The organism is Mycobacterium sp. GA-1199, assembly GCF_001500045.1.
GTDB lineage: Bacteria > Actinomycetota > Actinomycetes > Mycobacteriales > Mycobacteriaceae > Mycobacterium.
Genome location: NZ_LQIX01000006.1, coordinates 1 through 22,480, shown reverse-complemented (window position 1 = coordinate 22,480; position 22,480 = coordinate 1). Strand labels below are relative to the sequence as shown.

The 22,480-nt window shown below is 64.4% G+C and carries 24 protein-coding genes and 1 pseudogene; 16 read left to right on the top strand and 9 right to left on the bottom strand.

Translation table 11 applies throughout. The features are described from left to right. Window positions 1-41 precede the first annotated feature (41 nt). A complete protein-coding gene (locus tag AU198_RS05860) occupies window positions 42-986 on the bottom strand; it encodes an esterase family protein (protein ID WP_286141437.1) in 945 nt (314 codons plus the stop codon). Window positions 987-1,094: 108 nt separating this feature from the next. Beyond that, window positions 1,095-1,376 carry a DUF732 domain-containing protein gene (locus tag AU198_RS05855; protein ID WP_064346572.1) on the bottom strand — a complete coding sequence of 94 codons (282 nt, stop codon included), beginning with the start codon at window positions 1,374-1,376 and terminating at the stop codon, window positions 1,095-1,097. A gap of 416 nt (window positions 1,377-1,792) precedes the next feature. Here AU198_RS05855 and ectA point away from each other — a divergent pair, with 416 nt between their 5' ends. From ectA to AU198_RS05820, 7 genes are all read left to right on the top strand, one after another. After that, window positions 1,793-2,332 carry a diaminobutyrate acetyltransferase gene (gene ectA, locus AU198_RS05850; RefSeq protein ID WP_064346718.1) on the top strand — a complete coding sequence of 180 codons (540 nt, stop codon included), beginning with the start codon at window positions 1,793-1,795 and terminating at the stop codon, window positions 2,330-2,332. Between the two features lie 17 nt (window positions 2,333-2,349). After that, complete coding sequence (gene ectB, locus AU198_RS05845; protein WP_064346571.1) at window positions 2,350-3,639, top strand: diaminobutyrate--2-oxoglutarate transaminase; 1,290 nt, start codon at window positions 2,350-2,352, stop codon at window positions 3,637-3,639. Between the two features lie 26 nt (window positions 3,640-3,665). Next, entirely contained in the window at window positions 3,666-4,061 is a 396-nt protein-coding gene (locus AU198_RS05840) for an ectoine synthase (RefSeq protein ID WP_064346570.1), read from the top strand. Beyond that, window positions 4,058-4,972: an ectoine hydroxylase gene (thpD, locus tag AU198_RS05835; protein ID WP_064346569.1), complete on the top strand. Its 915-nt coding sequence runs from the start codon at window positions 4,058-4,060 to the stop codon at window positions 4,970-4,972. Before AU198_RS05840 ends, thpD begins: the two co-directional genes overlap by 4 nt. Before the next feature lie 612 nt (window positions 4,973-5,584). Further along, window positions 5,585-7,015, top strand: a complete 1,431-nt coding sequence (locus tag AU198_RS05830) for a hypothetical protein (RefSeq protein ID WP_064346568.1) — start codon at window positions 5,585-5,587, stop codon at window positions 7,013-7,015. 104 nt (window positions 7,016-7,119) lie between these two features. Beyond that, window positions 7,120-7,797, top strand: a complete 678-nt coding sequence (locus AU198_RS05825) for a hypothetical protein (RefSeq protein WP_231744583.1) — start codon at window positions 7,120-7,122, stop codon at window positions 7,795-7,797. Next, complete coding sequence (locus AU198_RS05820; RefSeq protein WP_064346715.1) at window positions 7,794-8,498, top strand: Type 1 glutamine amidotransferase-like domain-containing protein; 705 nt, start codon at window positions 7,794-7,796, stop codon at window positions 8,496-8,498. The genes AU198_RS05825 and AU198_RS05820 overlap by 4 nt, the downstream gene beginning before the upstream one ends. On the opposite strand, the gene AU198_RS05815 is transcribed toward AU198_RS05820, so the two are convergent. Together AU198_RS05815 and AU198_RS05810 are read right to left on the bottom strand one after the other, a co-directional pair. Beyond that, window positions 8,447-8,785: a DUF732 domain-containing protein gene (locus AU198_RS05815; RefSeq protein ID WP_064346567.1), complete on the bottom strand. Its 339-nt coding sequence runs from the start codon at window positions 8,783-8,785 to the stop codon at window positions 8,447-8,449. The two genes, AU198_RS05820 and AU198_RS05815, sit on opposite strands and share 52 nt — an antisense overlap. A 250-nt stretch (window positions 8,786-9,035) precedes the next feature. After that, complete coding sequence (locus AU198_RS05810) at window positions 9,036-9,689, bottom strand: SDR family oxidoreductase (protein ID WP_064346566.1); 654 nt, start codon at window positions 9,687-9,689, stop codon at window positions 9,036-9,038. 66 nt (window positions 9,690-9,755) lie between these two features. On the opposite strand from AU198_RS05810, the gene AU198_RS05805 reads away from it, so the two are divergent. Then, a complete protein-coding gene (locus tag AU198_RS05805) occupies window positions 9,756-10,079 on the top strand; it encodes an ArsR/SmtB family transcription factor (RefSeq protein ID WP_064346565.1) in 324 nt (107 codons plus the stop codon). Window positions 10,080-10,124: 45 nt separating this feature from the next. Beyond that, entirely contained in the window at window positions 10,125-10,619 is a 495-nt protein-coding gene (locus tag AU198_RS05800) for an SRPBCC family protein (RefSeq protein ID WP_064346564.1), read from the top strand. A 22-nt stretch (window positions 10,620-10,641) separates the two neighbouring features. On the opposite strand, the pseudogene AU198_RS05795 reads toward AU198_RS05800, so the two are convergent. Next, a pseudogene (locus tag AU198_RS05795) lies at window positions 10,642-11,997 on the bottom strand (acetamidase/formamidase family protein). Window positions 11,998-12,190: 193 nt separating this feature from the next. On the opposite strand from AU198_RS05795, the gene AU198_RS05790 reads away from it, so the two are divergent. Beyond that, a complete protein-coding gene (locus tag AU198_RS05790) occupies window positions 12,191-12,526 on the top strand; it encodes a hypothetical protein (protein WP_064346563.1) in 336 nt (111 codons plus the stop codon). Window positions 12,527-12,753: 227 nt separating this feature from the next. After that, complete coding sequence (locus AU198_RS05785; protein WP_064346562.1) at window positions 12,754-13,428, top strand: LuxR C-terminal-related transcriptional regulator; 675 nt, start codon at window positions 12,754-12,756, stop codon at window positions 13,426-13,428. Between the two features lie 84 nt (window positions 13,429-13,512). Here the strand turns inward: AU198_RS05785 and AU198_RS26090 are convergent, their stop codons facing one another. Beyond that, window positions 13,513-14,307, bottom strand: a complete 795-nt coding sequence (locus tag AU198_RS26090; protein ID WP_064346561.1) for a hypothetical protein — start codon at window positions 14,305-14,307, stop codon at window positions 13,513-13,515. Between the two features lie 148 nt (window positions 14,308-14,455). Between AU198_RS26090 and AU198_RS05775 the strand changes: the two genes are divergently transcribed. Then, the gene (locus tag AU198_RS05775) at window positions 14,456-15,985 is read left to right on the top strand and encodes a C39 family peptidase (RefSeq protein ID WP_197416030.1); all 1,530 of its coding nucleotides are present in this window, start codon (window positions 14,456-14,458) and stop codon (window positions 15,983-15,985) included. Between the two features lie 5 nt (window positions 15,986-15,990). On the opposite strand, the gene cynS is transcribed toward AU198_RS05775, so the two are convergent. Both cynS and AU198_RS05765 read right to left on the bottom strand, forming a co-directional pair. Continuing rightward, window positions 15,991-16,440, bottom strand: a complete 450-nt coding sequence (cynS, locus tag AU198_RS05770) for a cyanase (RefSeq protein ID WP_064346559.1) — start codon at window positions 16,438-16,440, stop codon at window positions 15,991-15,993. Continuing rightward, window positions 16,437-17,297 carry a formate/nitrite transporter family protein gene (locus AU198_RS05765; protein ID WP_064346713.1) on the bottom strand — a complete coding sequence of 287 codons (861 nt, stop codon included), beginning with the start codon at window positions 17,295-17,297 and terminating at the stop codon, window positions 16,437-16,439. Before AU198_RS05765 ends, cynS begins: the two co-directional genes overlap by 4 nt. A 188-nt stretch (window positions 17,298-17,485) precedes the next feature. Here AU198_RS05765 and AU198_RS05760 point away from each other — a divergent pair, with 188 nt between their 5' ends. The 3 genes from AU198_RS05760 (at window position 17,486) to AU198_RS05750 (ending at window position 20,559) form a co-directional block, all read left to right on the top strand. Continuing rightward, the gene (locus AU198_RS05760) at window positions 17,486-18,847 is read left to right on the top strand and encodes an NAD(P)/FAD-dependent oxidoreductase (protein WP_064346711.1); all 1,362 of its coding nucleotides are present in this window, start codon (window positions 17,486-17,488) and stop codon (window positions 18,845-18,847) included. A gap of 96 nt (window positions 18,848-18,943) precedes the next feature. Beyond that, window positions 18,944-19,624, top strand: coding sequence for a TetR/AcrR family transcriptional regulator (locus tag AU198_RS05755; protein ID WP_064346710.1), 681 nt, complete (start codon window positions 18,944-18,946; stop codon window positions 19,622-19,624). Then, entirely contained in the window at window positions 19,621-20,559 is a 939-nt protein-coding gene (locus AU198_RS05750; RefSeq protein ID WP_064346558.1) for a R2-like ligand-binding oxidase, read from the top strand. Before AU198_RS05755 ends, AU198_RS05750 begins: the two co-directional genes overlap by 4 nt. 36 nt (window positions 20,560-20,595) lie before the next feature. Here the strand turns inward: AU198_RS05750 and AU198_RS05745 are convergent, their stop codons facing one another. Continuing rightward, window positions 20,596-21,213: a YdcF family protein gene (locus tag AU198_RS05745; protein WP_231744582.1), complete on the bottom strand. Its 618-nt coding sequence runs from the start codon at window positions 21,211-21,213 to the stop codon at window positions 20,596-20,598. A 101-nt stretch (window positions 21,214-21,314) separates the two neighbouring features. Here AU198_RS05745 and AU198_RS05740 point away from each other — a divergent pair. Continuing rightward, window positions 21,315-22,480 (top strand): amidohydrolase (locus AU198_RS05740; protein WP_064346557.1); only part of this gene is annotated, 1,166 nt, incomplete at its 3' end.

Genomic DNA, 22,480 nt, shown 5'->3' with positions numbered 1-22,480 from the left:
CCACACTATGGTTCCCCCGGCCATCGTATGACCGAACCCTGTCAGGGGCGGGCGCCTCCGAGGATGCGCACCAGGTCGGGCTTCATCGCCTGAAGCTGCGAACCCCAATACGCCCAGGTGTGCGTCCCGTCGGTCGGGAAGTTGAACACCGCATTTCGCCCGCCGGCCGCTAGGTACTTCCGCTGGAACTCTTTATTCGTCGACAGCGTGATGTTCTCCAGGAACTGCGCGCTGTACTGCGCACCGAAGTTGGCGCCGTCGTCGAGTTCGGAAGTCGCGCCGTTTCCGCAGTAGACCCACAGCGCGGTGTTGTTGGCGACCAGCGTGTTGACGTTGACCATCGGGTCGTTGCGGCGCCAGGCCGGGTCAGACGTCGGCCCCCACATATGGGCCGCGCTGTAGCCGCCGGCATCCTTCATCGAGAAGCCGATCAACGTGGGCCACAGACCGCTCGACGGGTTGAGGTAGCCGGACAGTGAGCCGGCGAAGATGAACTGCCGCGGATGCCATACGGCCAGGGTCAGCGCAGCGCTCCCCGACATCGAAAGGCCCACAACAGCGTTGCCGATCGGTGCCTGACCCCGGTGGGCCGCCAACCACGCGGGCAGCTCCTGGGTCAGGAAGGTCTCCCATTTATAGGTCACAGTGCCTGCACTTCCGACCGCCGGCTGATACCAGTCGGTGTAGAAGCTCGCCTGCCCACCCACGGGCATGACGACCGAGATACCGGAATCGTAGAACCACTCGAACGCGCCGGTGTTGATGTCCCAGCCGTTGGCATCCTCCTGCGCGCGCAGTCCGTCGAGCAGATACACCGAGTGCGGACCACCGCCCTGGAACTGCACGCGGATGTTTCTGCCCATCGACGGAGACGGCACCTCGAGCGTCTCGACCGGCAACCCGTCACGCGAATACGCATCGGCCGCCGGCGCTTGGATTCCAACGCACACAACCAGCGCGAACAACACAGCCCCGAGTCTGCGCACAGACGATTTCACGCGGGCAAGCTAGCAACTCCCAGTCGGCATGCTCAGCGTGCCACGCACCACTTGACCAGCTTGTTATGAAACCTCAGCCAGTGCCGCCACGGGGGATCAACAGCTGAGTTCGCTGATGCTGAGGCTGACGATGTCGACTGCGGCTTGAATCGACACGCCGAGCTCGTCGCGCACCATCAACATCGAGTCGGCGGCGGGCACGCCACGCGCCGCGTTGGCGCAGACCTTGTTCCCCACGGCGATCAACTGGTCCGCCGAGAGGAAGACGTACTGCTCCTGAAGCTTGCGCACGAACTCAGCCTGATCGGCCGCTGCGGGTGCGGCGAAGGCGACTGCGACGGCGGTGGTGCCGATGAGCAATCCGATGATGCGTCGCACAAAAACCCCTCCGGTTGGTCATTGGTGTCCGCGGCGCACTCGGAATCGGCCGAGCGCCAAAGCGCGAAACCCCGACACCGCGTGATCCGATGGCACTCCATCCAGATTGACGGATGCGTCATAACGTACCCGTTGTTAGGCGGGCGAATCATTTACGCCATCGATAGATCACGTTTCGATAACGGCTTGATCAAGTGATCGCCGTCTCAGACCTCGGCATCCGCGCAGGTAACTCCCGTGCATGGCGGCACCCCGGTCGTATGCGTGAGCAGTCGATACTTGCCTGTCATTTTTTGCTGGCATACCGTCGTAACGCCGATGACGTAACTGATGTGATTCGATGATTTTGTTCGGTGGTGACAACGCAAGTGACCATTCGCGACCGGGACCCAGTCCCGGAGGAGCGGACGGCTGGTGTGAAAGCGCCAGCAGCGCAGCCAGATTCGTGGACGCATCATCTCCGCCCGCCGAATGAGGGCGATGCCATCGCAATGCATCGTCTGGTGGCCGAGACCGAAGTGCTCGATCTGAACTCCACGTACACATACCTGTTGATGGCCACGGACTTTGCCAGTACCTCCATCGTCGCGGAGAAGGACGGCGATATCTGCGGACTGATCACCGGCTACCATCCGCCGGCGCGCCCCGAAGTCCTCTTCGTCTGGCAGGTGGCCGTCTCGGCGACTGCGCGGGGAACGGGACTGGCCAGCGCCATGCTCGACGGCCTCGTGCACCGTGTTCGCGCGAACCGCCGAGGTCATCCGGTCACCGTGGAGGCCACGGTGGCACCGAGCAACTCGGCTTCGCGCGCGTTCTTCGGCGCTTTCGCCCGGCGACACGGTGTGCCCCTCATCGAGGAGCCCCGCTTCACCGCCGCACACCTGGCGGCCGATCAGTCCCACGAGGACGAGCCGACTGTCCGAATCGGACCGATCACCACACCTTTGGCCGACTGACCCCTCAGAAAGGACACATGTCTACGCCAGCAACCCTCCCCCGTCCCGACGAGTCCGACCTTCCCGAGGTGTACACCTCGGTCGAATCGGAAGTGCGCAGCTACTGCCGTGGATGGCCGACCACGATGGCCGTCGCCCAGGGGTCGTGGCTGACCGACACCTCCGGTCGGCGCTACCTCGACTTCTTCGCGGGAGCCGGCGCTTTGAATTACGGCCACAACAACCCCGAACTGAAGCGGCCGTTGATCGATTACCTCACCAACGACAACATCGTGCACTCGCTCGATATGGCGACGGCCGCCAAGACGGAGTTTCTGCAGAACTTCGAGCAGCTCATCCTCAAGCCTCGCGATCTCGACTTCAAGGTGCAGTTCCCGGGGCCGACCGGCGCGAACGCCGTCGAGGCAGCGCTCAAGTTGGCCCGCAAGGTGACCGGTCGTGAATCGATCATCAACTTCACGAACGCATTTCACGGCATGACCCTGGGCGCGCTGTCGGTCACCGGCAACTCGATGAAACGCGCTGGTGCCGGCATCCCGCTGGTGCACGCCACACCGATGCCATACGACAACTACTTCGGCGGCGTCACCGAGGACTTCCACTGGTTCGAGCGCGTACTCGACGACTCGGGCGGCGGGCTCAACCATCCGGCCGCGGTGATCGTCGAAACCGTGCAAGGCGAGGGCGGTCTCAACGTCGCGCGAATGGAGTGGCTGCAGGCGCTCGCCGAATTGTGCAGCCGCCGAGAGATCTTGTTGATCGTCGACGATGTGCAGATGGGCTGCGGGCGAACCGGTCGGTTCTTCAGCTTCGAGGAGGCCGGCATCGTCCCCGACATCGTCACGCTGTCCAAGTCGATCAGCGGATATGGCCTTCCGATGGCATTGACCTTGTTCCGCCGGGATTTGGACGTGTGGACCCCCGGCGAGCACAACGGCACGTTCCGTGGCCACAATCCGGCATTCGTCACCGCCAGCAAGGCACTCGAGATCTATTGGCAGACCGAGACGTTCGGAGATGACACGATCGCCAAGGGTCAGCAGATGCGAGACCGCCTGGAAACCATCGCCGACAAGTATCCGGGTGTCACCGCGCGCGGACGCGGAATGGCGCAAGGACTCAAGTTCGAAGATGCGCCGATGGCGTCGGCCGTGTGCCGCGCGGCGTTCGATCGAGGGGTACTCATGGAGACCAGCGGACCCTCGGACGAAGTCGTCAAACTGCTTCCCCCGCTGACCACTTCGGAGTCAGACCTCGATGCGGGTATCGATATCCTGGCCGAGTCGGTCGCCGCAACGCTTTCCTGACCACATCACGCCGAAAGGAGCACGACGTGATCGTGCGCACCACTGCCGAGATCACCGGCACCGAACGCGACGTGTCGGCCAAGGACTGGAGATCCAAACGCATCATCCTGGCGGGTGACGGCGTCGGTTTCTCCTTCCACGAGACCACGATCAACGCGAACTCCGTCAGCGAGTTCCACTACCGACACCATGTCGAGGCGGTGTGGGTGGTCGAGGGCACCGGCACACTCACCAACCACGAGACCGGTGAGGAACACCCACTTGTGCCCGGCACCATGTATCTGCTCGACGGGCATGAACGCCACCGCGTCACATGCCATACTCAGCTGCGGATGCTGTGTGTATTCAACCCTCCCGTGACCGGGCAAGAGGTCCACGACGAGAGCGGTGCCTACCCTCCCCCGGCGGTGCAAGCAAGTTGAGCGACAACAGATTTACCGACACCAGGGATCGATATCCCACGCGGCTGGCGGAACCGAGCGATCCGATTCCGCGCGAGGAGCCGACGGTGTGGGGTCAGGAGTCGGACGGCCCGCTGTACAAGACCGACCTGCAGTCCATCGAGGCCAACGGTTACCTCGTCAAGCGTTCAGCGGTGGATGACAACTGGCTCTCCACGCTGCGCGACGAACTGGACAACATCGGAGCCAAAGCAGATCCGGAAGATCCTCGGATCATCCGTGAACCCGGTGGCAGCATCCGGTCGGTGTTTCAGCCCCACCTGTTCAGCGATGTCATTGCCGAGGTGGTCACGCTCGACACCGTGTTACCCGTGGCCCGTCAACTGCTGGGCAGTGACGTCTATCTGCACCAGGCACGGATCAACATGATGCCGGGATTCACCGGAACCGGGTTCTACTGGCATTCCGATTTCGAGACCTGGCACGCCGAGGACGGCATGCCCGCCATGCGGGCCGTATCGTGTTCGATCTCGCTGACCGACAACTTCCCCTACAACGGCTCGCTGATGGTGATGCCGGGTTCACACAAGATGTTCTACCCCTGCGTGGGGGCGACCCCGCGCAACAACCACACCTCGTCCCTGATCAAGCAGGAGATCGGCGTCCCGAGCCAGGCCACGCTCACCGAAGCCGTCGCCCGTTACGGCATCGACCAGATCACCGGGCCTGCGGGCACCGCACTGTGGTTCGACTCGAACGTGATGCACGGATCGGGCTCGAACATCACGCCGTTGCCGCGCTCGAACGTCTTCCTGGTCTTCAACTCCGTCGAGAATCGGCTCGTGGCGCCCTACCGAGCCGAGACTCCGAGGCCCGAATACCTGGCGGCCAGGGACAGCCAACCTTTCAGTACTCCGTCACTGGTGCAGTGAACCTAGCGCTGGCCGCCCGAGGGGGTGTCCATGCCATTGATTGATCGCGTCGGCTACCGACGGCAGCCACCGCGGGTGGTATGTCCCACCTGGTGCGGCCGGCTTTCATGGGCGAGTCCGGGCCAACGGATCCGGTGGCTATGGGCGTTTGCTTGCCTATCACTCGTTTCCTCTGCCTGCCTCGACTCGTCGCGCATATGACCCCGCTTAGGCGCAGGCCGCCTGTCGATCTTCGCAAACTGGACAGCCGGCCGTCATTACCCTGAGCGGCCGGCCCTTTGTAACGGCGCCCCCCCTTTTTCGACATGCCGCCAAGTACATGCCAGCAACCTCGGTGCATGCATCGCGTTGATTTGCCACATACCGAACTTCGCCCGAGTCGACCTGGAGTCGCTCGGTGTCGTAGCGAAGGCGTTTCTTCGCCTGCACAATCAACCACCGGCTTATTGTGTCGGTATTAGCAGGTAGATAGCCGCTTTTCGCCGACTGGACGTAAGCGTCCGGCCAGGACAGCAATCCGTCTTGGCGAGGAACTCGTGGCAACTTGCCTTAGGTATCGACGCGGGCGTAGGTTGCTACTCGTTACGAGCGCGCAAACAAGGGGAGGGGCTCATGAAGGCCAGCGCCAAAAAGTATGTGACGACCGGGGTGGCACTTGTGGGGGCAGGTGTGATCGTCGCCGGTCCGATCGCATCGGCACCAGCGAATGTCTCGGCAGAGAGCAGATCGCACGACGTGGCGCTGATGGCCGCGAACACCAGCGAGATCCAACGTCAGATCGAAGCGCAACGTGCTTTGCTGGAAACGTTCGCGCCCGGTGCTGCGTTGGAGGAATTCATCGCGGGCACCCTCGCCGCGTTCAACCGGTCCGGTGCCGACAGCGTCAACAACTACAGGCCGGTCACCGGCTTCGACAGCGTGGGACGCATCGGTCAGGGATTCGCCGCGTCCGCGCTGCGCATCGGCTCCACCGCGCTCGCGCCTCTTCGGCTGATCGAGCTTGCCCAAGCCATCAGCGAGGGCGACGGCACCGAGGGCTTCGAAGCATTCGTGAAGAACCTCGTCGACGCGCCGCTGTGGGCAATCGACCCCGCACTGTTCGCCTTGCGTGACGCGCTGCCTGCCCCGCTCGGCGGGCCGGACGGACTCGTCGCAACGATTCGCGACCAGCTGTACAGGCTCACCCTCGAGATCAACGAGGGGTTGCAGGACCCGGGCGCGCTGGTGCAGCGCTTCGTCAACGGGACCATCGAGGCGTTCGAGCGGCCCGGCCCCGTCGAGTACGACGCGGTCGAAGGACCGATCGAAGGGTTCTCGCGCGTCTCCGAGGGCGGCGTGATTGCGTCGACACTGCGGCTCGCCGCCGCAACCGTGCTCGGTCCAGTGGGCGTGGTTCAGGTGGCGGCCGCGGTCGCCCAGGGCGACACCGAAGCAGCGCTCACCGCGGTGGAGAACATCGTCGACGGCCCGCTCTGGGTGGCCGACCCGGCGCTCTACGGACTGCGCGATGCGCTTCCGGCGCCGATCGGCGGACCGGGCAACCTGGTCGAGAACTTCCGCAACGGACTGTGGAGTGTGACCGAGCGAATCAACGGCGCGATCGAAGACGTCGTCGTCCGCGCCGATGCCCCGGCAGGCCCGGGGGTCACCACCTTGGCGACGGGCAGCCAGCGTCTAGCCCGCCCCGCAGCGGATGCACCGGAAGCCGCGCTGCAGGAAGAGCAGGTTGCGAAGAACGAAACCGGTCCGAAGCAGGCCTCGGAACAGCCGAAACCCGTCAAGCAGGAGAGCCGGGGTCTTAGCGGCCTGCTGCCCAAGAACTTGCTGCCGAAGAAGCAGCCGTCGGCCCGCAACGTGCTGAGGCCGTCGCAGAACTTCTCTCCGGGCGCCAAGACCGGTACGGAGTCCCCGACGGGTGAAGGGGCGAACGTCGACGTAAAAATCGAGGCTGCCAAGAACCCCGCGCCGACTGGCACGACTCAGGGCACCACACCCGGTGACAACGACGGCGACAACAAGCCGAACTCGGACAACGACAAGTAACACTTCACTCGCTCGACAGCCCCGGGGCAACGGCGCCCCGGGGCTGTCGACCGTTTTCACTGAACCAACGGAAACGTCGCTCCCGCTCAATTACTTTGGCTGATGTGGAACCACCCCACAGCTACGTACAGGACACATCGGCGTCGGTGGTGCACCACGGGGACTACCTCAATCGCGACGACCGCCGGGCGCTCTGTGGCCTCGCGCTCACCAGCGCCACGATGCTTGGCGATGCCGCGGGCGACGGCGCGATCTGCCCGGACTGTGAAGCAAAGCTTGCGCAGTACCACGCTGCATGGTGGCGTGAACGCGCCCTGGCCGTCGAGGCCGAGCTCGAAGAGCTCCGTCACAAGTACCGCCAACTGACCGGAGATGCCGAAGAAGCGCAGAAGCCCAGCCCCGAAGCTACGCAGACAACAGCGAGCCCCACCACCGAAGAAGAGCCGGCATCCCTGCTCGGGCGCGCGCGAGTGGAGCTTGCGGGGCTCTGCCGGCAGTGCGACGGGGTTGTGCCCTACTGGCGGCTGAAGACCACCATGCAGGCCTTCAGCGACAAGCTCAGCCCCGACGAGCGAGTCCTGCTCGCTCAGGAGATCGGCGCCGACGGATCGCTGATCCGCTGGTGCACAACCGAAATCGACAACCTCGGATGGCAGGTGACCAACAGCCCGGTTCAGGAGGAATCCGAGGCCATGTGGGACGCCTGGACCCACGATGCGTACCAGACACCCAAGAAGAACAAGTGGCGCCTGGGTCGGTCCCGGTCGCGGGACGCCAGTTGACGTCGGCTCCCCAGAGCAACCTGGGGACGCTCTATCTTCTGGCGGACAGTCAGCTGCTGTTCTGGAAGCAACACGAGCGTCTGCTGCTCGAGTCGGCGGTCGACGATCTCGCCCGAGACGCACCGCTGAGCGCCGCATACATCGGCGCGTCCAACGGTGATCGCCCCGAGTTCTACGACATCTTCGAAGCTGCCATGGACGCCGTCGGAATCGCCGACCTCCACATGGTCGACTCGTCTTTCGGCCAGGACGACCGCGCCTTTCTCGAGCGAGCCCGCGTGATCGTCCTCGCGGGCGGTGATGTGCGGATCGGCTGGAACGTCTTCGAGAGCACCGGCATGGCGGATGTGATCCGGACTCGCTTTACCCAAGGAGCCGTCCTGGTCGGCATTTCCGCCGGCGCGATCCAACTCGGCCGCTACGGCATCGTCGAGAGGGAGTCGGTCGCACCAGAGCTGCTCGCCGTGTTCGGGCTCGTCCCCGCGATCATCGACACACACGACGAGCATTCCGGCTGGTCCAGGTTGTCGGGAGCGATCGATGCGCTGCAGGGAGCCGCTACCGGGATCGGTATTCCCTCCGGGGGCGGAATCATCGTGCACGACGACGCCACCGTCGAGCCACTGCGGCATCCTGCACACGAACTCCGTTACGAGGAGGCAGGTGTCGTGCACTCACTGTTGTGCCCCGCCGAAGATTGATCGCTATTGGAAATCTCGCCCTCCAGAGTTGCGCCGTTGGCCCAGTCCGTGCACACGCCCTTGCCTGCGGCGATCATGTTGTCGGAAGTGGCACCCGGCCAGGTGACACCCGCTTCGTCGAGCACATTCAGGTATGCGTCTTCGGGACTGGCGACCGCCAGCGGTGCCATGAACAAGGCGCAGGCTGCGAAGCCGGTGAAAATGGTGCCGGCGGATATTGCTTTCATGGCGGTTCTTCCGGTCGTTGAGGTGAATACGGCGAATCGTGGCACGGCCGGATAGATCACGGAGTGATTTCGCAACTGGCTACATACGAAATGAAGGTTTCACGAGTAGCCGTCTTCTCCTAGGTACCAACTCAGCCTGTGCGCACGCAATACGGACGCTGTGCCGAGCGATTGAGCTGGCTAGACCATACCGGATGGAATGGGGTCAACGTCATTGCGATGACACACATCTGAAGTGTTTCAATTCGCCGAAACTCCCGAAATCGAAATGCGAAGCATCCGCGAGATTCCCGGTGCCATTGGCCGCCGTTCATGCGATTCGGGACAGTGCTTCGGCGATCGGGATATCGCCGTTGTTGAACTCGACGGTGCGTCCGACGGTGCTGTCGTCCGCCAGGCAGGCAGCGGCCACGAGCGCGACGTCTTCACGGGAGACTTCGCCTCCGACGGCATCGGGACCGACGGCGATCCGTCCGGTGGACGGTTCCAGGGTCAGACGGCCCGGACCCAGTATCGTCCAGCGCAGACCGCTGGCTCGCAGATGCGCATCGGCAGCGGCCTTGGCCTCGGCATAGTGAAAGAACGAATTGTCCTTGGGCACACCGTGATCGGTCTTCGCACCAAAGTACGACACCATGATGAACCGAGCCACCCCCGCACGTTCGGCAGCATCGATGATGCGGGTGGCGGCGTCGCGGTCCACCGCGTAGGTCCGCGTCGGGTTGCCGCCGCCGGCACCGGCGGCGAACACGACTGCGTCGTGCCCCGCGATGATCTCGGTGAGGGCTTCGACCTCCAGAGCCTCGATATCGCCGACCAGCGGCTGGGCACCGGTGACCATCACCTCCTCGGAGTGATCCGGGTTGCGGAACACCGAGGTCACCTCGTCTCCGCGCTCACTGAGGATCCGGGACAGGTGCAGGGCCACCTTGCCGTGGCCACCGAAGATCAGGACGCGAGCCATACCTCCAACGTAGCCTCTGCTGACGTATTCCTTGACAGGAATATGTCAGGGTCCTAGCGTCGAACCGTGCAGTCGACGGTCTTCGGAGCTCTTGCCGAACCAAGCCGCCTGAAGATCGTCGAATTGTTGCGCGCTGGACCGCTTTCGGTCGGCGAGATAGCCGAGGCACTCGAAATCCGCCAGCCGCAGGTCAGTAAGCACCTTCGGGTGTTGGGGGATTCAGGGCTCGTCGCCGGTCAGGCCCTGGCTCGGCGGCGGATCTACCGCCTGGAGGCCGCACCGTTCGAGGACATCGGCCGCTGGGCCGAATCATTCGCGCAACTCTGGTCGACCCGCCTCGATTCGCTGGGCAGGTATCTCGAGTCCATCAGTGAACGCACTGACGACTGACCGCTGCACGGCCTGACCGCCCTATCGACACCAGGAGGATTCACCATGCTGATGCAGATGTTCAAGAAGACCAAGAAGCTGAACCTCGAACGCTCGTACCGCGCCCCGATCGAAACCGTTTGGCGGGCTTGGACGGACCCCGACATGGTGCGGGAGTGGTGGGGCCCGGAGAAGACGTTCGTGCCGGAATGTGAGATCGATCTGGTGGTCGGCGGGAAGATCTACATCGTCATGGAGGCCGGTGAGGCCATGGGCAAGTACCAGGGCACCCGCTGGCCGATGGCCGGCACGTTCACCCGCATCGAGGAACGCTCGCGCCTGACCTATGACGCGCGGTCGTGGACCGAGGGCGAGGAAGAAGGATCAACGATCGAGCACGTCAACGATGTCATCCTCACCGAGAAAGACGGGATGACAGTCGTCCAGCTCAACGTCACGATCACCAACATCGGCGCGAAGGCCAGGATGGCTGCATTCGGCATGAAGTGGGGTTACAAGGCTGGCCTGGACAAGCTCGACAAGCACCTGTCACGACAGTGACGACATCGCCGCGGCGGCCGTCTCACACCGTGAAGTGCGACTTGTAGATCTGGCCATGAACGCCGACGGTGCGGTCGACGACCTGGGAGACAACGAAATCGGATGCGGCCGAAAGGTAGGCGTAGGCGGTGGCACGGTCCATCCGCTGGTCGTTCTGCAGGAAGTCCAGGGCGTTGACCACCGCCCGCCGCATCGCGATGTTCAGGTCGCTGCCGTTACTTCCGACCGCCCCGTCAGGGTCGGACAGTCCTATTGGCACCCAGGCGGATTCGGTTTCAGCGAACGGATAGTGGTATGCGACCGATGGTGCATCACCGGATCCAGGCTTACACACGGTCAAGCGGTAGGTGCCGCGCAGCGAGCCTTCCATCGCGGTGAGCGCCACTTCACCGTCACCCATCGCCATGTGCGGATCGCCGACGTAGAACAACGCACCCTCGGCGAAGACCGGAAGGTACAGCGTGGAACCCTCGCCCAGCAGACGGATGTCGATATTGCCGCCGGCGACGGTGGGCGGGATCGAATTCGCTGTCGGCGCAGTCATATCCCGGTCCTGGGAGAAGGCGACACCCATCAGGCCCATGAAAGGTGACAGGGGGAACCGCACCCGCGCCTCACCGTAGGACATGAGGCCGTGACCGTCCTCCACGGCGGTGAAGGTGGAGACATTGCCGTACTCGAGCGGGTTTGCGTTGGGCCTGCGGTCAGTGGCCACCGGCGGCATCACTTCTTCGATGCTGATGCCGTCCGGCGCGGATCCGTCGGCCTTGCGAGCGAGCGCGCCTTTTCCGTGCCGACTCGAGACCACTCCATAGGGCACCCGCGGAATAGCCTGTAGGGTCTCAATTTTCAGCACATCACCGGGTTGAGCGCCTTCGACGAACACCGGGCCGGTCACCACATGCGGACCGTCCTTGTCGAAGTTGCGCGGTGTGCGGTTGTAATCGGATGCGACCGCAATGGCGTCCTGCAGGACATCTGACTCGTTGACTCCCTTGCCCCCGAAGTACTCGACCGGGTTGCGGCCCTGATCCTCGAGGATGCCTTCGTGGGAGACGGTGTCCACGGTGATCGTCTGCTCGGAACGCATCCGTATCACTGGCGCGGCATGCACGTTGGGCACATAACCCCACAGCACCTAATCGGGTGTCGAACGCAGATAGTGGTCGCCGGCGATGTCGCCGTGATCGGGTTGGAGGATCTCGAAGCGGCCGGACGTCGCGCCGGTCGCCGCGGGGGTGTCGCCCGTCCCACAGGCGGCCGCGACGGCGGTGATGCCCGCCCCGGCCCCCACCGCTGCCACAGCGCGCACGAAATCGCGTCGTCCGATCCCCCTGGCGAGGGTGTCGGCAGCGGTTGCGGCGAACGACTCGTTCATTTAGATGACCTCCGGGTTTGTCGGTCGCCCGAAGCTATCCATGCGGTGTTGCGGGGATGTTGCCGTCAGGTTCGAAACCGTTGACGTCCAGGCGCGGGGCCGGTCGGCCGCCGATCCCGACTGAGCCGAAACGAAACCGCCCGATCCCGAACGGTCTAACGTCACGGAGGTCGGGTGTGCAAGGAGGTGTCGGATGCGCGGTCAACGTTTCATCCTCTCGGTGGCGGGCGTGATCACCGCCGCGACCATCGGGGCGTCGGCCGTCGTGCACGCATCACCCCCTCCCCCGAGCCCGGATCAGGCCAGTGCGGAGTGGACGATCACCGATGGCTATCTCGTGAAACAGATCGGGTGCACGCCGGAAACACCGGGCGAGCCGGTCTCGATCTCATGGGACCCGCCCGGCTTCGTCCCGGCCGTCGGCGGCACGGGAATGATCCACGATGCCAATCCCGCCCTCGGCGGACAGTTCTCGGCCCGCTGGATCCCCTCACCCGGCTTCTGGGACGTCGAGTACCAGTTCTGCTGAGCTGGCTCGCTCGTAGCAGTCTCACTGGGATTACCCCTTGCTGCTCGGCGCCTTGGCGTTCGTTCGCGTTTCAATCAGTAGAGTTATGGGCAACCGTCCGCATGATGCGCGGACGCTCGCCGTTTCACGAGATCGACTTAGCTCAAACCGAACTCGCGGGCGGCGAAGCGGTGCTTTCATAAGCAAACAACTGCAGCGGCGTCTGCACGACATAGGGGGTCTGCGGCATGCCACCGCCGGACGACGAGGAGCGTTCGACGTCGGTCGTGGTCGTCGGCAATCAGCGGGTCGTGTACGCGGGCATCGAGTCGTGGTTGAGGCGCAGTCACCCAGGCACCTCGATCATCGGCCATTTCACCAGTCCAGCGGAGTTTGCCGCGGCGTATCCGAAGGTCGCTCCGGGACTGGTGGTGTTGTTCGACCTGCCCTGCGATGGCGGTGGTCCGGACCTAGCTGCGCTACGCCAGATCTGCGGCGCGGGCCACCGCGTCGTCGTGTACACGTGCTCGGTCAACGAGGACGTCGTCAACGCCACCCTCGATGCGGGGGCCGTCGGCTGTATCGGCAAACATGAACCCGAACACGTGCTGGCAGCCGCCATCGACGCCGCACGCAGCGGTCGCCCGCATGTGGTCCCTAGGACGTCCCCGACGCTGCACAGCGGCCACCGGAAAGCCCGCCCGCAGTTGACTCGTCGGGAGCAACAGGTGCTGATCGCCTGGTTTCAGACCGAGAACAAGAACGCGGTGGCCGAGCGGCTGTACATCGAGCCCTCCACCGTCGCGACCCACCTGCAGCGGGTGCGGGCGAAGTACGCGGCGGTCGGCCGGCCGGCGCCGACCAAGGCGGCTCTAGTCGCCCGAGCGATCCAGGACGACATCCTGTCCGTCGACGATCTCTGAGTCCTTACCCTCGCAAACGTCATCTGAACAGATGAACTAACTAACTTTATGCTGCCAACCCCATAACGGTTGCGTTAATAATTCTCAATCCCCACGCGCGGCGTTTACGTCGGCAAACAGGGCGGGGTGATCCGAAGCAGCTATGGAGGTACAAGCATGAAGAGAATGGTCGCAGCGGGAGCGCTGGCGCTGGGAGGGCTGCTGGCCCTGGGTGTCGGCGTGGCGCACGCCGACGAAGTACAGGTGGAGGGCGCCTACTCGACGCTCGAAGCCTGCAATGTGGACGGCCCGAACGTCGAGATCGCCGAGGGCGACGCCAACTACGGGCACTGGGATTGCCGTCAGGGCGGCGACGGCCTCTGGTACGTCTGGCTCAGCAGCTGATGCCCTCTCAGATCGGCGGTCCGACGGAGGTGTCGGACCGCTGATGAATTCGGCAAGGGTGGCGTTACGGGTCGGGGCCGTTGCCTTCTCGCTCGGCGTAGCGGGTTTGGTCGGCACCTGCGGTATGGGGTCGGCGTTTGCCGACGACGGAGGGCAGTCGTCGTCGAGTTCATCGTCGGGGTCTTCCAGTTCATCAGGGTCGGCGACCTCGTCATCTGGGTCGACGGGCACGTCGTCCGGGGCGGCGAGCACATCGTCCGGGGCGACGAATTCCTCCTCGTCCACAGACCCGGGTTCGGAGTCGTCGAGCGGTTCGTCGACGTCGACCGTCTCGGGCACAAAGCCGAGAACATCCTTCGGCGCGGGACGGTCGACCACCAAGTCCAGCCCCGACGCCTCCGAGACACGGTCCACGAAAAAATCAACGACCGAGCGCCAGTCCTCGGATTCGTCGGCCACGCAGTCGGCGGCCGAGTCGTCGACCGGGGCCACCACGGCTGAGACCGCCTCGACACCAGTTGGCGACGTGGGTAGCCCACCGACCAGTGCGCCTGTGGTGGTCGACACTTCGGCCCCACCGGCCGACCCGATCGTTTCCGAGGCGCCGATCGAGCGGGAGCAGAGGAAGAATCGATCGGACCGAGTGTCCACCGAGTCCTCGGTGACCCCGCAGAAGCCCACCGCGACCACCGTGGGAGTGGCGGGTGCGGGCCGACCGGACAGCGCTCGATCCCTCGCGCACGTAACCGGCTCGGCCGCAGCCGATCTCACAGCGTCAGGCGAAATCACCGGTGTCCAGACCGTCGCCGAAGCCGGCACAGGCACACTGGTGATCGAGGCGCCGATGGTGTCGTCGGGAAGTTCCGGTGGTGAGAACCACGGCGCCGTCGTCGCCCAAGCGCCCGATCCTGTCACGTCTACAGCATCGGTCGGTGTCGTTTCGGGACTGCTCTCGGCGGTCGGCCTCGGCTCGCCGCTGTCCACAGTCGACGGTCCGGTGGAGCCGCTGCCGGGCCTCGTACTGGTGGGCTCGCTGGACTTGATGCGCCGCGATCTGGAGCGGATGAACGATGACCAGTTGGCCGTCGACACGCAGCAGGTCGCAAACACTCTGACCGCCGAAACCCCCTCGGAGGAGTGGGTTCCCGTCACCACGACGGCGGACTCCGACTCCGGGACTGACCCCGAACACCCGTCGTGGTCGGTGCCTGACCAGCTGACCGTGGAGCCGACCTCAGCCGAACGGGCCACGGCGTACCAGAAGGCGCAAACCCAACGACTCGACGCATTCAATCAAGCGCAGGCTGCCCGCACAGAAGCCTTCAACGAGCAACTAGCGCAGCACGCGGAGAATCCGCTGGGGGCGCTCGTCGCCAGTGCAGCGTTTGTGGTCTCCGAACTCGCCAACACCGCAGCGGTCGTGGTGACCGAATTCGTCAATTACCTCTCGTTCGCCGTCACAGAGTTCATCCACGGACTGACGGACTGGTTCAGGGCCCCGGCCGTGTTCACCGGCCTCTACGGCGACCCGGACGACAGCGCGCAGTACTGGCGGGTGCAGACGGCCGAGAACTGCGTGTTGCAGTCGGCGGCGATGATCGTCGGTCAACTCACCGGAACCACACCGGAGGAAGCGGACATCGCCGCGAAGGCCATGGACGCCGATAGCGTTGCCAACCCGGGTGAGAAGATGTACGAGGGCCTACACACCCGAGATCGGGTCGCCGACAGAGACGCAATTGCTCTGCTGGATACCGAGTACGGGATAACAGCCACCCTGACGAAATACGAGAAAACCGAGGGCAACCTCGCACTGAGGGCGTTGGCGTTCGCGCTGGAGGACCCCAAGAAAGCCGTGTCGGTCGGCGTTCAGGGCGGGACCATCTGGAACTCGGTCGAAGGCGAGCCGCTGCCCGACATCTCCTCCGCAGACCATCAGGTGGTCGTCACCGGAATCGACTTCGATGAAAGAGTCGTCTACCTCAACGACAGCGGCTTCCCCGAGCAGGGGAAAAAGTTGAAGGTTGAGCTGGATGTCTTCATGAGGGCGTGGCAGAGCGACGGCTACGAGACGATGATCGCGCAGCTCAAGCAGCCGAACACGACTGCGTCCGAACCCGGTTCCCACCGGATTTCCAGTCCTGATTCCGGGTTGCTTCTCGAGGTGGCGTAGCGGCGTCACCAGCGATAGTCGAGGAACTTCCCGTCGAACGTGACGACGACGCGGTCTCCGTCGGGATTCTCTCGGCGCCGGAGGTCGACTTTGAAGTTGATCGCGCTCATGATGCCGTCGCCGAACTCCTCGTGAATGAGCTCCTTGATCGCCGGTCCGTAAACGGCGAGCGCTTCCTGGAACCGATAGATGGTCGGATCGGACAGCAGGGCCGGATCGATGCCGCGGGCGGGTTGGAGCTGCAAGCTCTCGCCCACCGCGGCTTCGAGATCGAGTAAGGCACAGGCCCGTTCGGCCTGTGCTTCCGACATCGGGTGTTGGCCCAGCAGCGCGGCGACACACCAGACGCGAGGCGCATCCAAAGCGTCGGCGATCTCGGTCCAGCTCAGCCCCTTTCGGGTCTTGGCGGTGATCACCAGCGCAGCGGCATCGGACTTGGACATGATCGGGGTCATGCGCTGACCTTATTCGCCTCGACGTCGGCCGCCGGCGTAAGGGCGGGCAACGAGAACCTCGGCGCCCCGGTACGCGCGTGCGTCGCGAACAACGTGAGTCCGACGAACGTCAAGCCGCCCACGAGATTGCCTACCACCGTCGGGATTTCGTTCCAGATGAAATAGTCGGCGATCGAGAAGTCGCCGCCGAGCATCAGCCCGGAGGGGAACAGGAACATGTTCACCACCGAGTGCTCGAATCCCATATAGAAGAACAGCATGATGGGCATCCACATCGCGATGACCTTGCCTGAGACACTTGTGGACATCATCGCGGCGACCACACCCGTGGACACCATCCAGTTGCACAGGACGCCGCGGATAAACAGGGTGAGCATGCCGGGACCGCCGTGTTCGGCGTAGCCGACCGTGCGGCTGTGTCCGATCTCGCCCAGTCGTTGTCCGACTTCATTGGGGTCGACGCTGAACCCATACGTGAAGACGATGGCCATCATGAAGGCGACGGTGAGCGCACCAGCGAAGTTGCCGAAAAACACCCAGCCCCAGTTGCGCAGCATCGTGCGCACGTTGACCCCGCGGCGTTTGTCCAGCAGCGCGAGCGGCACGAGGGTGAAGACGCCGGTGAGCAGGTCGAAACCGAGAAGGTAGAGCAGGCAGAAGCCCACGGGGAACAGGACCGCTCCGAGCAGCGCGTTACCCGTCTGCACGGTGATCGTGACGGCGAAGGCGGCTGCGATCGCCAGGATCGCGCCGGCCATGTAGGCCCGGATCAGGGTGTCGCGTGTGGACATGTGCGCCTTGGACTCTCCGGCGTCGATCATCTTTGCGACGAACTCGGACGGGCTGACGTAGGACATCGGTACAAACCCTTCTGGTGGACGGTCGTGCGTCCACGCTTTCGCACGGCGGTTGCGAAGCCGCGACTTCGCGTATGCGTCCGTGTTGCCGAATGCGCACAACTGCAGGGCCGCTTGTGTGAGATTCGGCCTGATGTCACCGCCCGCCACGCTTCATGGGCGCAGAGCTGGGTAATACGGTTGCGATGATGAGCTCGCAACGACCCAAAGTCCTGATCATCGGCGGTGGCTTCGGCGGCTTGTTCTGTGCGCGTCGTTTGGCAAAAGCAGATGTCGAGGTCACCCTGCTCGACCGCTCCGCCGACCACCTGTTCCAACCGCTGCTCTACCAGTGCGCAACCGGGAAGCTGGGCATCGGCCACATCAGCCGTCCGTTGCGCGAGGAGTTCGCGCGATACGACAACATCAAGACCCTGCTGGGTGAGGCGATCTTGCTCGACCCGTCGGCGCGCACCGTCACCGCGCTCCGGCCCGACGAAACGACGTTCGTCGTCGAGTACGACATCCTCATCCTGGCGGCAGGCATGCGGCAGTCGTACCTGGGCAATGAGCAGTTCGCGCACTGGGCGCCGGGTATGAAAACCCTCGACGACGCGCTGGAGATCAGGCAGCGCATCTTCACCGCATTCGAGATCGCCGAAACTCTGCCACCCGGTCCCGAGCGCAAGGACTGGCTGACCTTCGCCGTGGCCGGAGGCGGGCCCACCGGAGTGGAACTGGCCGGCCAGATCCGGGAGATGGCCACCCGCACCCTGACCAACGAATTCCACAGCATCCAGCCGCAAGAGGCGCGGGTGCTGCTGTTCGACGGTGGCCAGCGCGTCTTGAAAAAGTTCGCGCCGGACCTTTCGGCGAAGGCCACCCAGACTTTGGCGGAACTCGGCGTCGAGATGCATTTCGGTGTGCACGTGACCGATGTCGGGCGCGACGGCGTCACTGTCACCCCGAAGAACGGCGGGCCCGACCGGCAGTTTGCAGCGCGGACCGTGCTGTGGACGGCAGGCGTCGAGGCCGTGCCGTTCGCCCGCCATGTTGCCGAAATCCTCGGAGCGCCAACCGATCGCGCCGGTCGGATACAGGTCGAGCCGGATCTGAGCGTCGCGGGGCACCCCGAGATCTTCGTCATCGGTGATCTCGCTGGGCGTGACAAGCTGCCCGGCGTCGCGGAGAACGCCATGCAGGGCGGCCTGCACGCGGCAGCCTGCATTCGCCGTGATCTCGCCGGGCGCCCGCGCCGCCCGTACCGTTACCGCGACCTCGGATCGGCGGCCTACATCAGCCATGGCAACGCGCTGCTTCAAGTGGGGCGAATCCGCGTGTCGGGTTATCTCGGCTGGGTGGCGTGGGGGCTGATCCACATCGCGTTCCTCACCGGCGTGCGCAACCGCATCAGCACAGTCGCGACCTGGCTGGCCTCGATCGCACGCGCCGGTCGCTATCACCGGGCGTTCATGCTCGGCGCGGCGGATCGTCCCGACCAGCGATACACGTATTCCACCTGGGATCTTCCGGAACCCGCACCCCCGCACCACCGCGCTTCCCGTTCGTGACCGTACGCCCGCACAAGGGGCGACCCAAGATCCACTCACCTTGACCGTGATGTCGATCACAGTAATATGACCAGTGGTCATCACTGGAGGGTGCCGATGCCGACTGTGACATGGGCTCGGGTCGATCCGAGCCGTCGCGCCGCTGTGATCGAGGCGGCAGAAGCGGAGTTCGGGGCGCGCGGCTACTCGCAGGGGAGCCTGAATGTCATCGCGCGTCGGGCGGGTGTCGCGAAGGGCAGCCTGTTCCAGTATTTCGCCGACAAGCGCGATCTCTACGCCTACATCGCAGACCTCGGCAGCCAGCGGGTGCGTTCATACATAGAAGACCGCATCCGTGAGCTCGACCCGAGTCGGCCCTTCTTCGAGTTCCTCACCGATCTGCTCGACACCTGGGTGGCCTACTTCGCCGACCACCCGCAGGACCGCGCCCTGCACGCCGCGTCGACCTTTGAAATCGACACTGATGCACGGGTTTCCGTGCACACGGTGATCCACCGCCACTATCTGGAGGTTCTGCGGCCGCTGGTGCGCGATGCGCACGTGCGGGGCGACCTGCGTGCCGATTGTGACACCGACGCGCTGTTGTCGTTGCTGCTGATGATCTTCCCCCACATGGCGCTGGCGCCCTATGTGCGCGGCATGGATCCGGTTCTCGGCCTCGATGACCCCACGCCTGATCAGCCGGCACTCGCGGTGCGCAGGCTCGTATCCGTTCTGGCCGAAGCGTTCTCCAGCCCCAGCCCATCCCGAACGACGACCAAGGAGGTCCAACAATGACACGGAAGAACTCAGCGTCACTCGATGCCGGTGGCCTCAACTGGGACAGCCTTCCCTTGAAGCTGTTCGCCGGGGGCAATGCGAAGTTCTGGAATCCCGCCGACATCGACTTCTCCCGCGACCGGGAGGACTGGGAGTCGCTGACGGAACTCGAACGGGACTGGGCCGCTCGACTGTGCGCCCAGTTCATCGCGGGCGAGGAGGCGGTCACCCAGGACATCCAGCCGTTCATGGCGGCGATGCGCGCCGAGGGACGTCTCGGTGACGAGATGTATCTGACCCAGTTCGCGTTCGAGGAGGCCAAGCACACCCAGGTCTTTCGGATGTGGCTGGACGCCGTGGGACTCACCGAGGACCTGCACCACTACCTCGACGAGCTTTCCGCCTACCGCCAGATGTTCTACGAGGAGCTGCCCAGTTCACTGGATGCGCTGACCGCCGACCCCTCCCCCACCGCGCAGGTGCGCGCATCGGTGACGTACAACCACGTCATCGAGGGCATGATGGCGCTGACGGGATACTATGCGTGGCACCGCATTTGCGTTGATCGTGGGATCCTGCCCGGCATGCAGGCGTTGGTGCGGCGTATCGGCGACGACGAACGCCGCCACATGGCGTGGGGCACGTTCACCTGCCGGCGGCACGTCGCAACTGACGACTCGAACTGGAAGGTGTTCGAGGAACGGATGAATGAACTGATTCCGCTGGCGCTGAAGAACACCGAAGACGCATTCGCGCTGTACGACGAGATCCCGTTCGATCTGACGATGGACGAGTTCCAGCAGTATGCGAGCGACAAGGGAATGCGGCGATTCGGCACCATCAGCAGTGCCAGGGGCCGCCCGGTCGGTGAGATCGATCTGGACTACTCGCCGCTGACGTTGGAGGACACTTTCGCGGACGAAGACGAGAAGTCGCTCGCCGCTTCGGTGTAGACCGCGCACCACTCCTCAGTGGCGCGGCGACGACTTTCATTGGCGCGTCATGGCGTAATGCAAGCTGTGGTACACCTCGCGCAGCAGCATCGGAATCTGCGTGTGAAGGGTTCTGAAGCGGCTGCTGGGCGTGGGCGACGGGTGCGCGTCGAGCCCGAGATCAGTGGCGATACGGGTGGCACGGCGCATGTGCAGCGGATCGCTGACAACGAGCATTCGATTGACATCGTGTTCGTCCAACAGCGGCATGGCGAAAGCGAAATTCTGCTTGGTGGTGCGCGATCTGTTCTCGATGAGCAGACGGTCGGCCGGAACTCCGGCGGTGATCAGCCAATCGCGGCCCGCCTCGGATTCGGAGAGCGTGTCTCCCTGTCCGACACCGCCCGTCAGGACGATCCGATCGACTTGTCCCGATCCGTACAGGGCGGCCGCGTGGCGAAGCCGCTCCTCGAGTACCGGCGACGGTTTGTCGTCGTCGACGGCCGCGCCGAGGACGATGGCCGCATCTGCCGCCGCTGAGTCCGACCGTTCGCTGAATGCGGTGGTAGCGATGGCAAGGCTCAGGACACCTGCTACCAACAGCACCAGGGCTATCGCGATTCGTCGCAATCCTCCGACGAGCCGTCTGCGTCGGACCGGCCCGACTAACCGCACCAGGTCACGATACTGGGCCTCGACCAGCGGGCGCACACGGTTTACATGTGTGATGCGGCGGCAAACCTGATGCATCAGCGGCCGGCAACAGGGAGAAGACGATGACCGCCTCGTTGAGTGCAGCCAAGGCCGTCCTCGGCGGATTGAGCGGTATCCGTTCGTGGCAGGAGGACTACTACCGCGACCTGCACCGTCATCCCGAACTGTCCCACCGCGAGCACCGGACCGCCCAGCGGGTCACCGAGGTACTCGCCGAATCCGGTTACCGCGTGCACGAGGGCATCGGGGGCACCGGCGTGGTCGGGATCCTGGAAAACGGCGCCGGCCCAACGGTGTTGCTGCGCGCCGACATGGACGCCTTACCAGTGCACGAGGAAACTGGGCTGGACTACGCCTCCACAGTTCATGACATCGACAGGGACGGACATGAGGTCCCGGTGATGCACGCCTGCGGCCACGATATGCACGTCACTGCGCTGCTCGGGGCCGCGCGCCTGCTGGCCGACGGGCGCGAACACTGGCACGGCACGGCCGTGGCGCTGTTCCAGCCCGCCGAGGAAACCGGTGACGGGGCGCAGACCATGATCGACGACGGCCTGGCGCAGCTACTTCCCCGCGTCGACGTATGCCTGGGCCAGCATGTGCTGCCCATACCCGCCGGCACGGTCGGCATTCACGCGGGCCCGTTCCTGGCGTCTGCCGACAGCATGCGGATCACCGTATTCGGCCGCGGCAGTCACGGTTCGATGCCGCAATCATCGGTCGATCCTGTGGTGCTCGCCGCGATGATCGTGGTGCGGTTGCAGACCGTGATCTCCCGGGAGATCAGCCCCGTCGAATCCGCGGTGCTGACCATCGGCAGCATCACCGCCGGCAGCAAGAGCAACGTGATCCCGGACCGCGCCGTGCTGCAGCTCAACATCCGCACCTACAACGGCCGCACGCGCAGCGCCGTCATCGACGCGGTGCGCCGGATCGTCAATGCCGAATGCGCCGCCTCGCGGTCCCCCAGAGAACCCGAGTTCGAACTGTTCGACCGATTCCCGTTGACCGACAACGATATTCCTACTACCGGCCGGGTTCGCGACTCGTTCACCGCGGAGTTCGGTGATCAGTGTCTGGACCTGCCGCCGGGCGCGGCCAGCGAGGACTTCAGCGCTATCCCCACGGCACTCGGCGCGCCGTACACATACTGGGGGGTCGGCGGCATCGATCCGGCCGTCTACCGGCACGCCGCCGAGGCCGGCCGGGTGGACCAGGACATCGC

Bases quoted from the DNA above. Each gene is read 5' to 3' on its own strand.
- ectB (WP_064346571.1), top strand. From the start codon at position 2,350: ATGTCTACGCCAGCAACCCTCCCCCGTCCCGACGAGTCCGACCTTCCC.
- AU198_RS05830 (WP_064346568.1), top strand. From the start codon at position 5,585: ATGAAGGCCAGCGCCAAAAAGTATGTGACGACCGGGGTGGCACTTGTG.
- AU198_RS05810 (WP_064346566.1), bottom strand. From the start codon at position 9,689: ATGGCTCGCGTCCTGATCTTCGGTGGCCACGGCAAGGTGGCCCTGCAC.
- AU198_RS05800 (WP_064346564.1), top strand. From the start codon at position 10,125: ATGCTGATGCAGATGTTCAAGAAGACCAAGAAGCTGAACCTCGAACGC.
- AU198_RS05790 (WP_064346563.1), top strand. From the start codon at position 12,191: ATGCGCGGTCAACGTTTCATCCTCTCGGTGGCGGGCGTGATCACCGCC.
- AU198_RS05785 (WP_064346562.1), top strand. From the start codon at position 12,754: ATGCCACCGCCGGACGACGAGGAGCGTTCGACGTCGGTCGTGGTCGTC.
- cynS (WP_064346559.1), bottom strand. From the start codon at position 16,440: ATGACCCCGATCATGTCCAAGTCCGATGCCGCTGCGCTGGTGATCACC.
- AU198_RS05765 (WP_064346713.1), bottom strand. From the start codon at position 17,297: ATGTCCTACGTCAGCCCGTCCGAGTTCGTCGCAAAGATGATCGACGCC.
- AU198_RS05760 (WP_064346711.1), top strand. From the start codon at position 17,486: ATGAGCTCGCAACGACCCAAAGTCCTGATCATCGGCGGTGGCTTCGGC.
- AU198_RS05755 (WP_064346710.1), top strand. From the start codon at position 18,944: ATGCCGACTGTGACATGGGCTCGGGTCGATCCGAGCCGTCGCGCCGCT.
- AU198_RS05750 (WP_064346558.1), top strand. From the start codon at position 19,621: ATGACACGGAAGAACTCAGCGTCACTCGATGCCGGTGGCCTCAACTGG.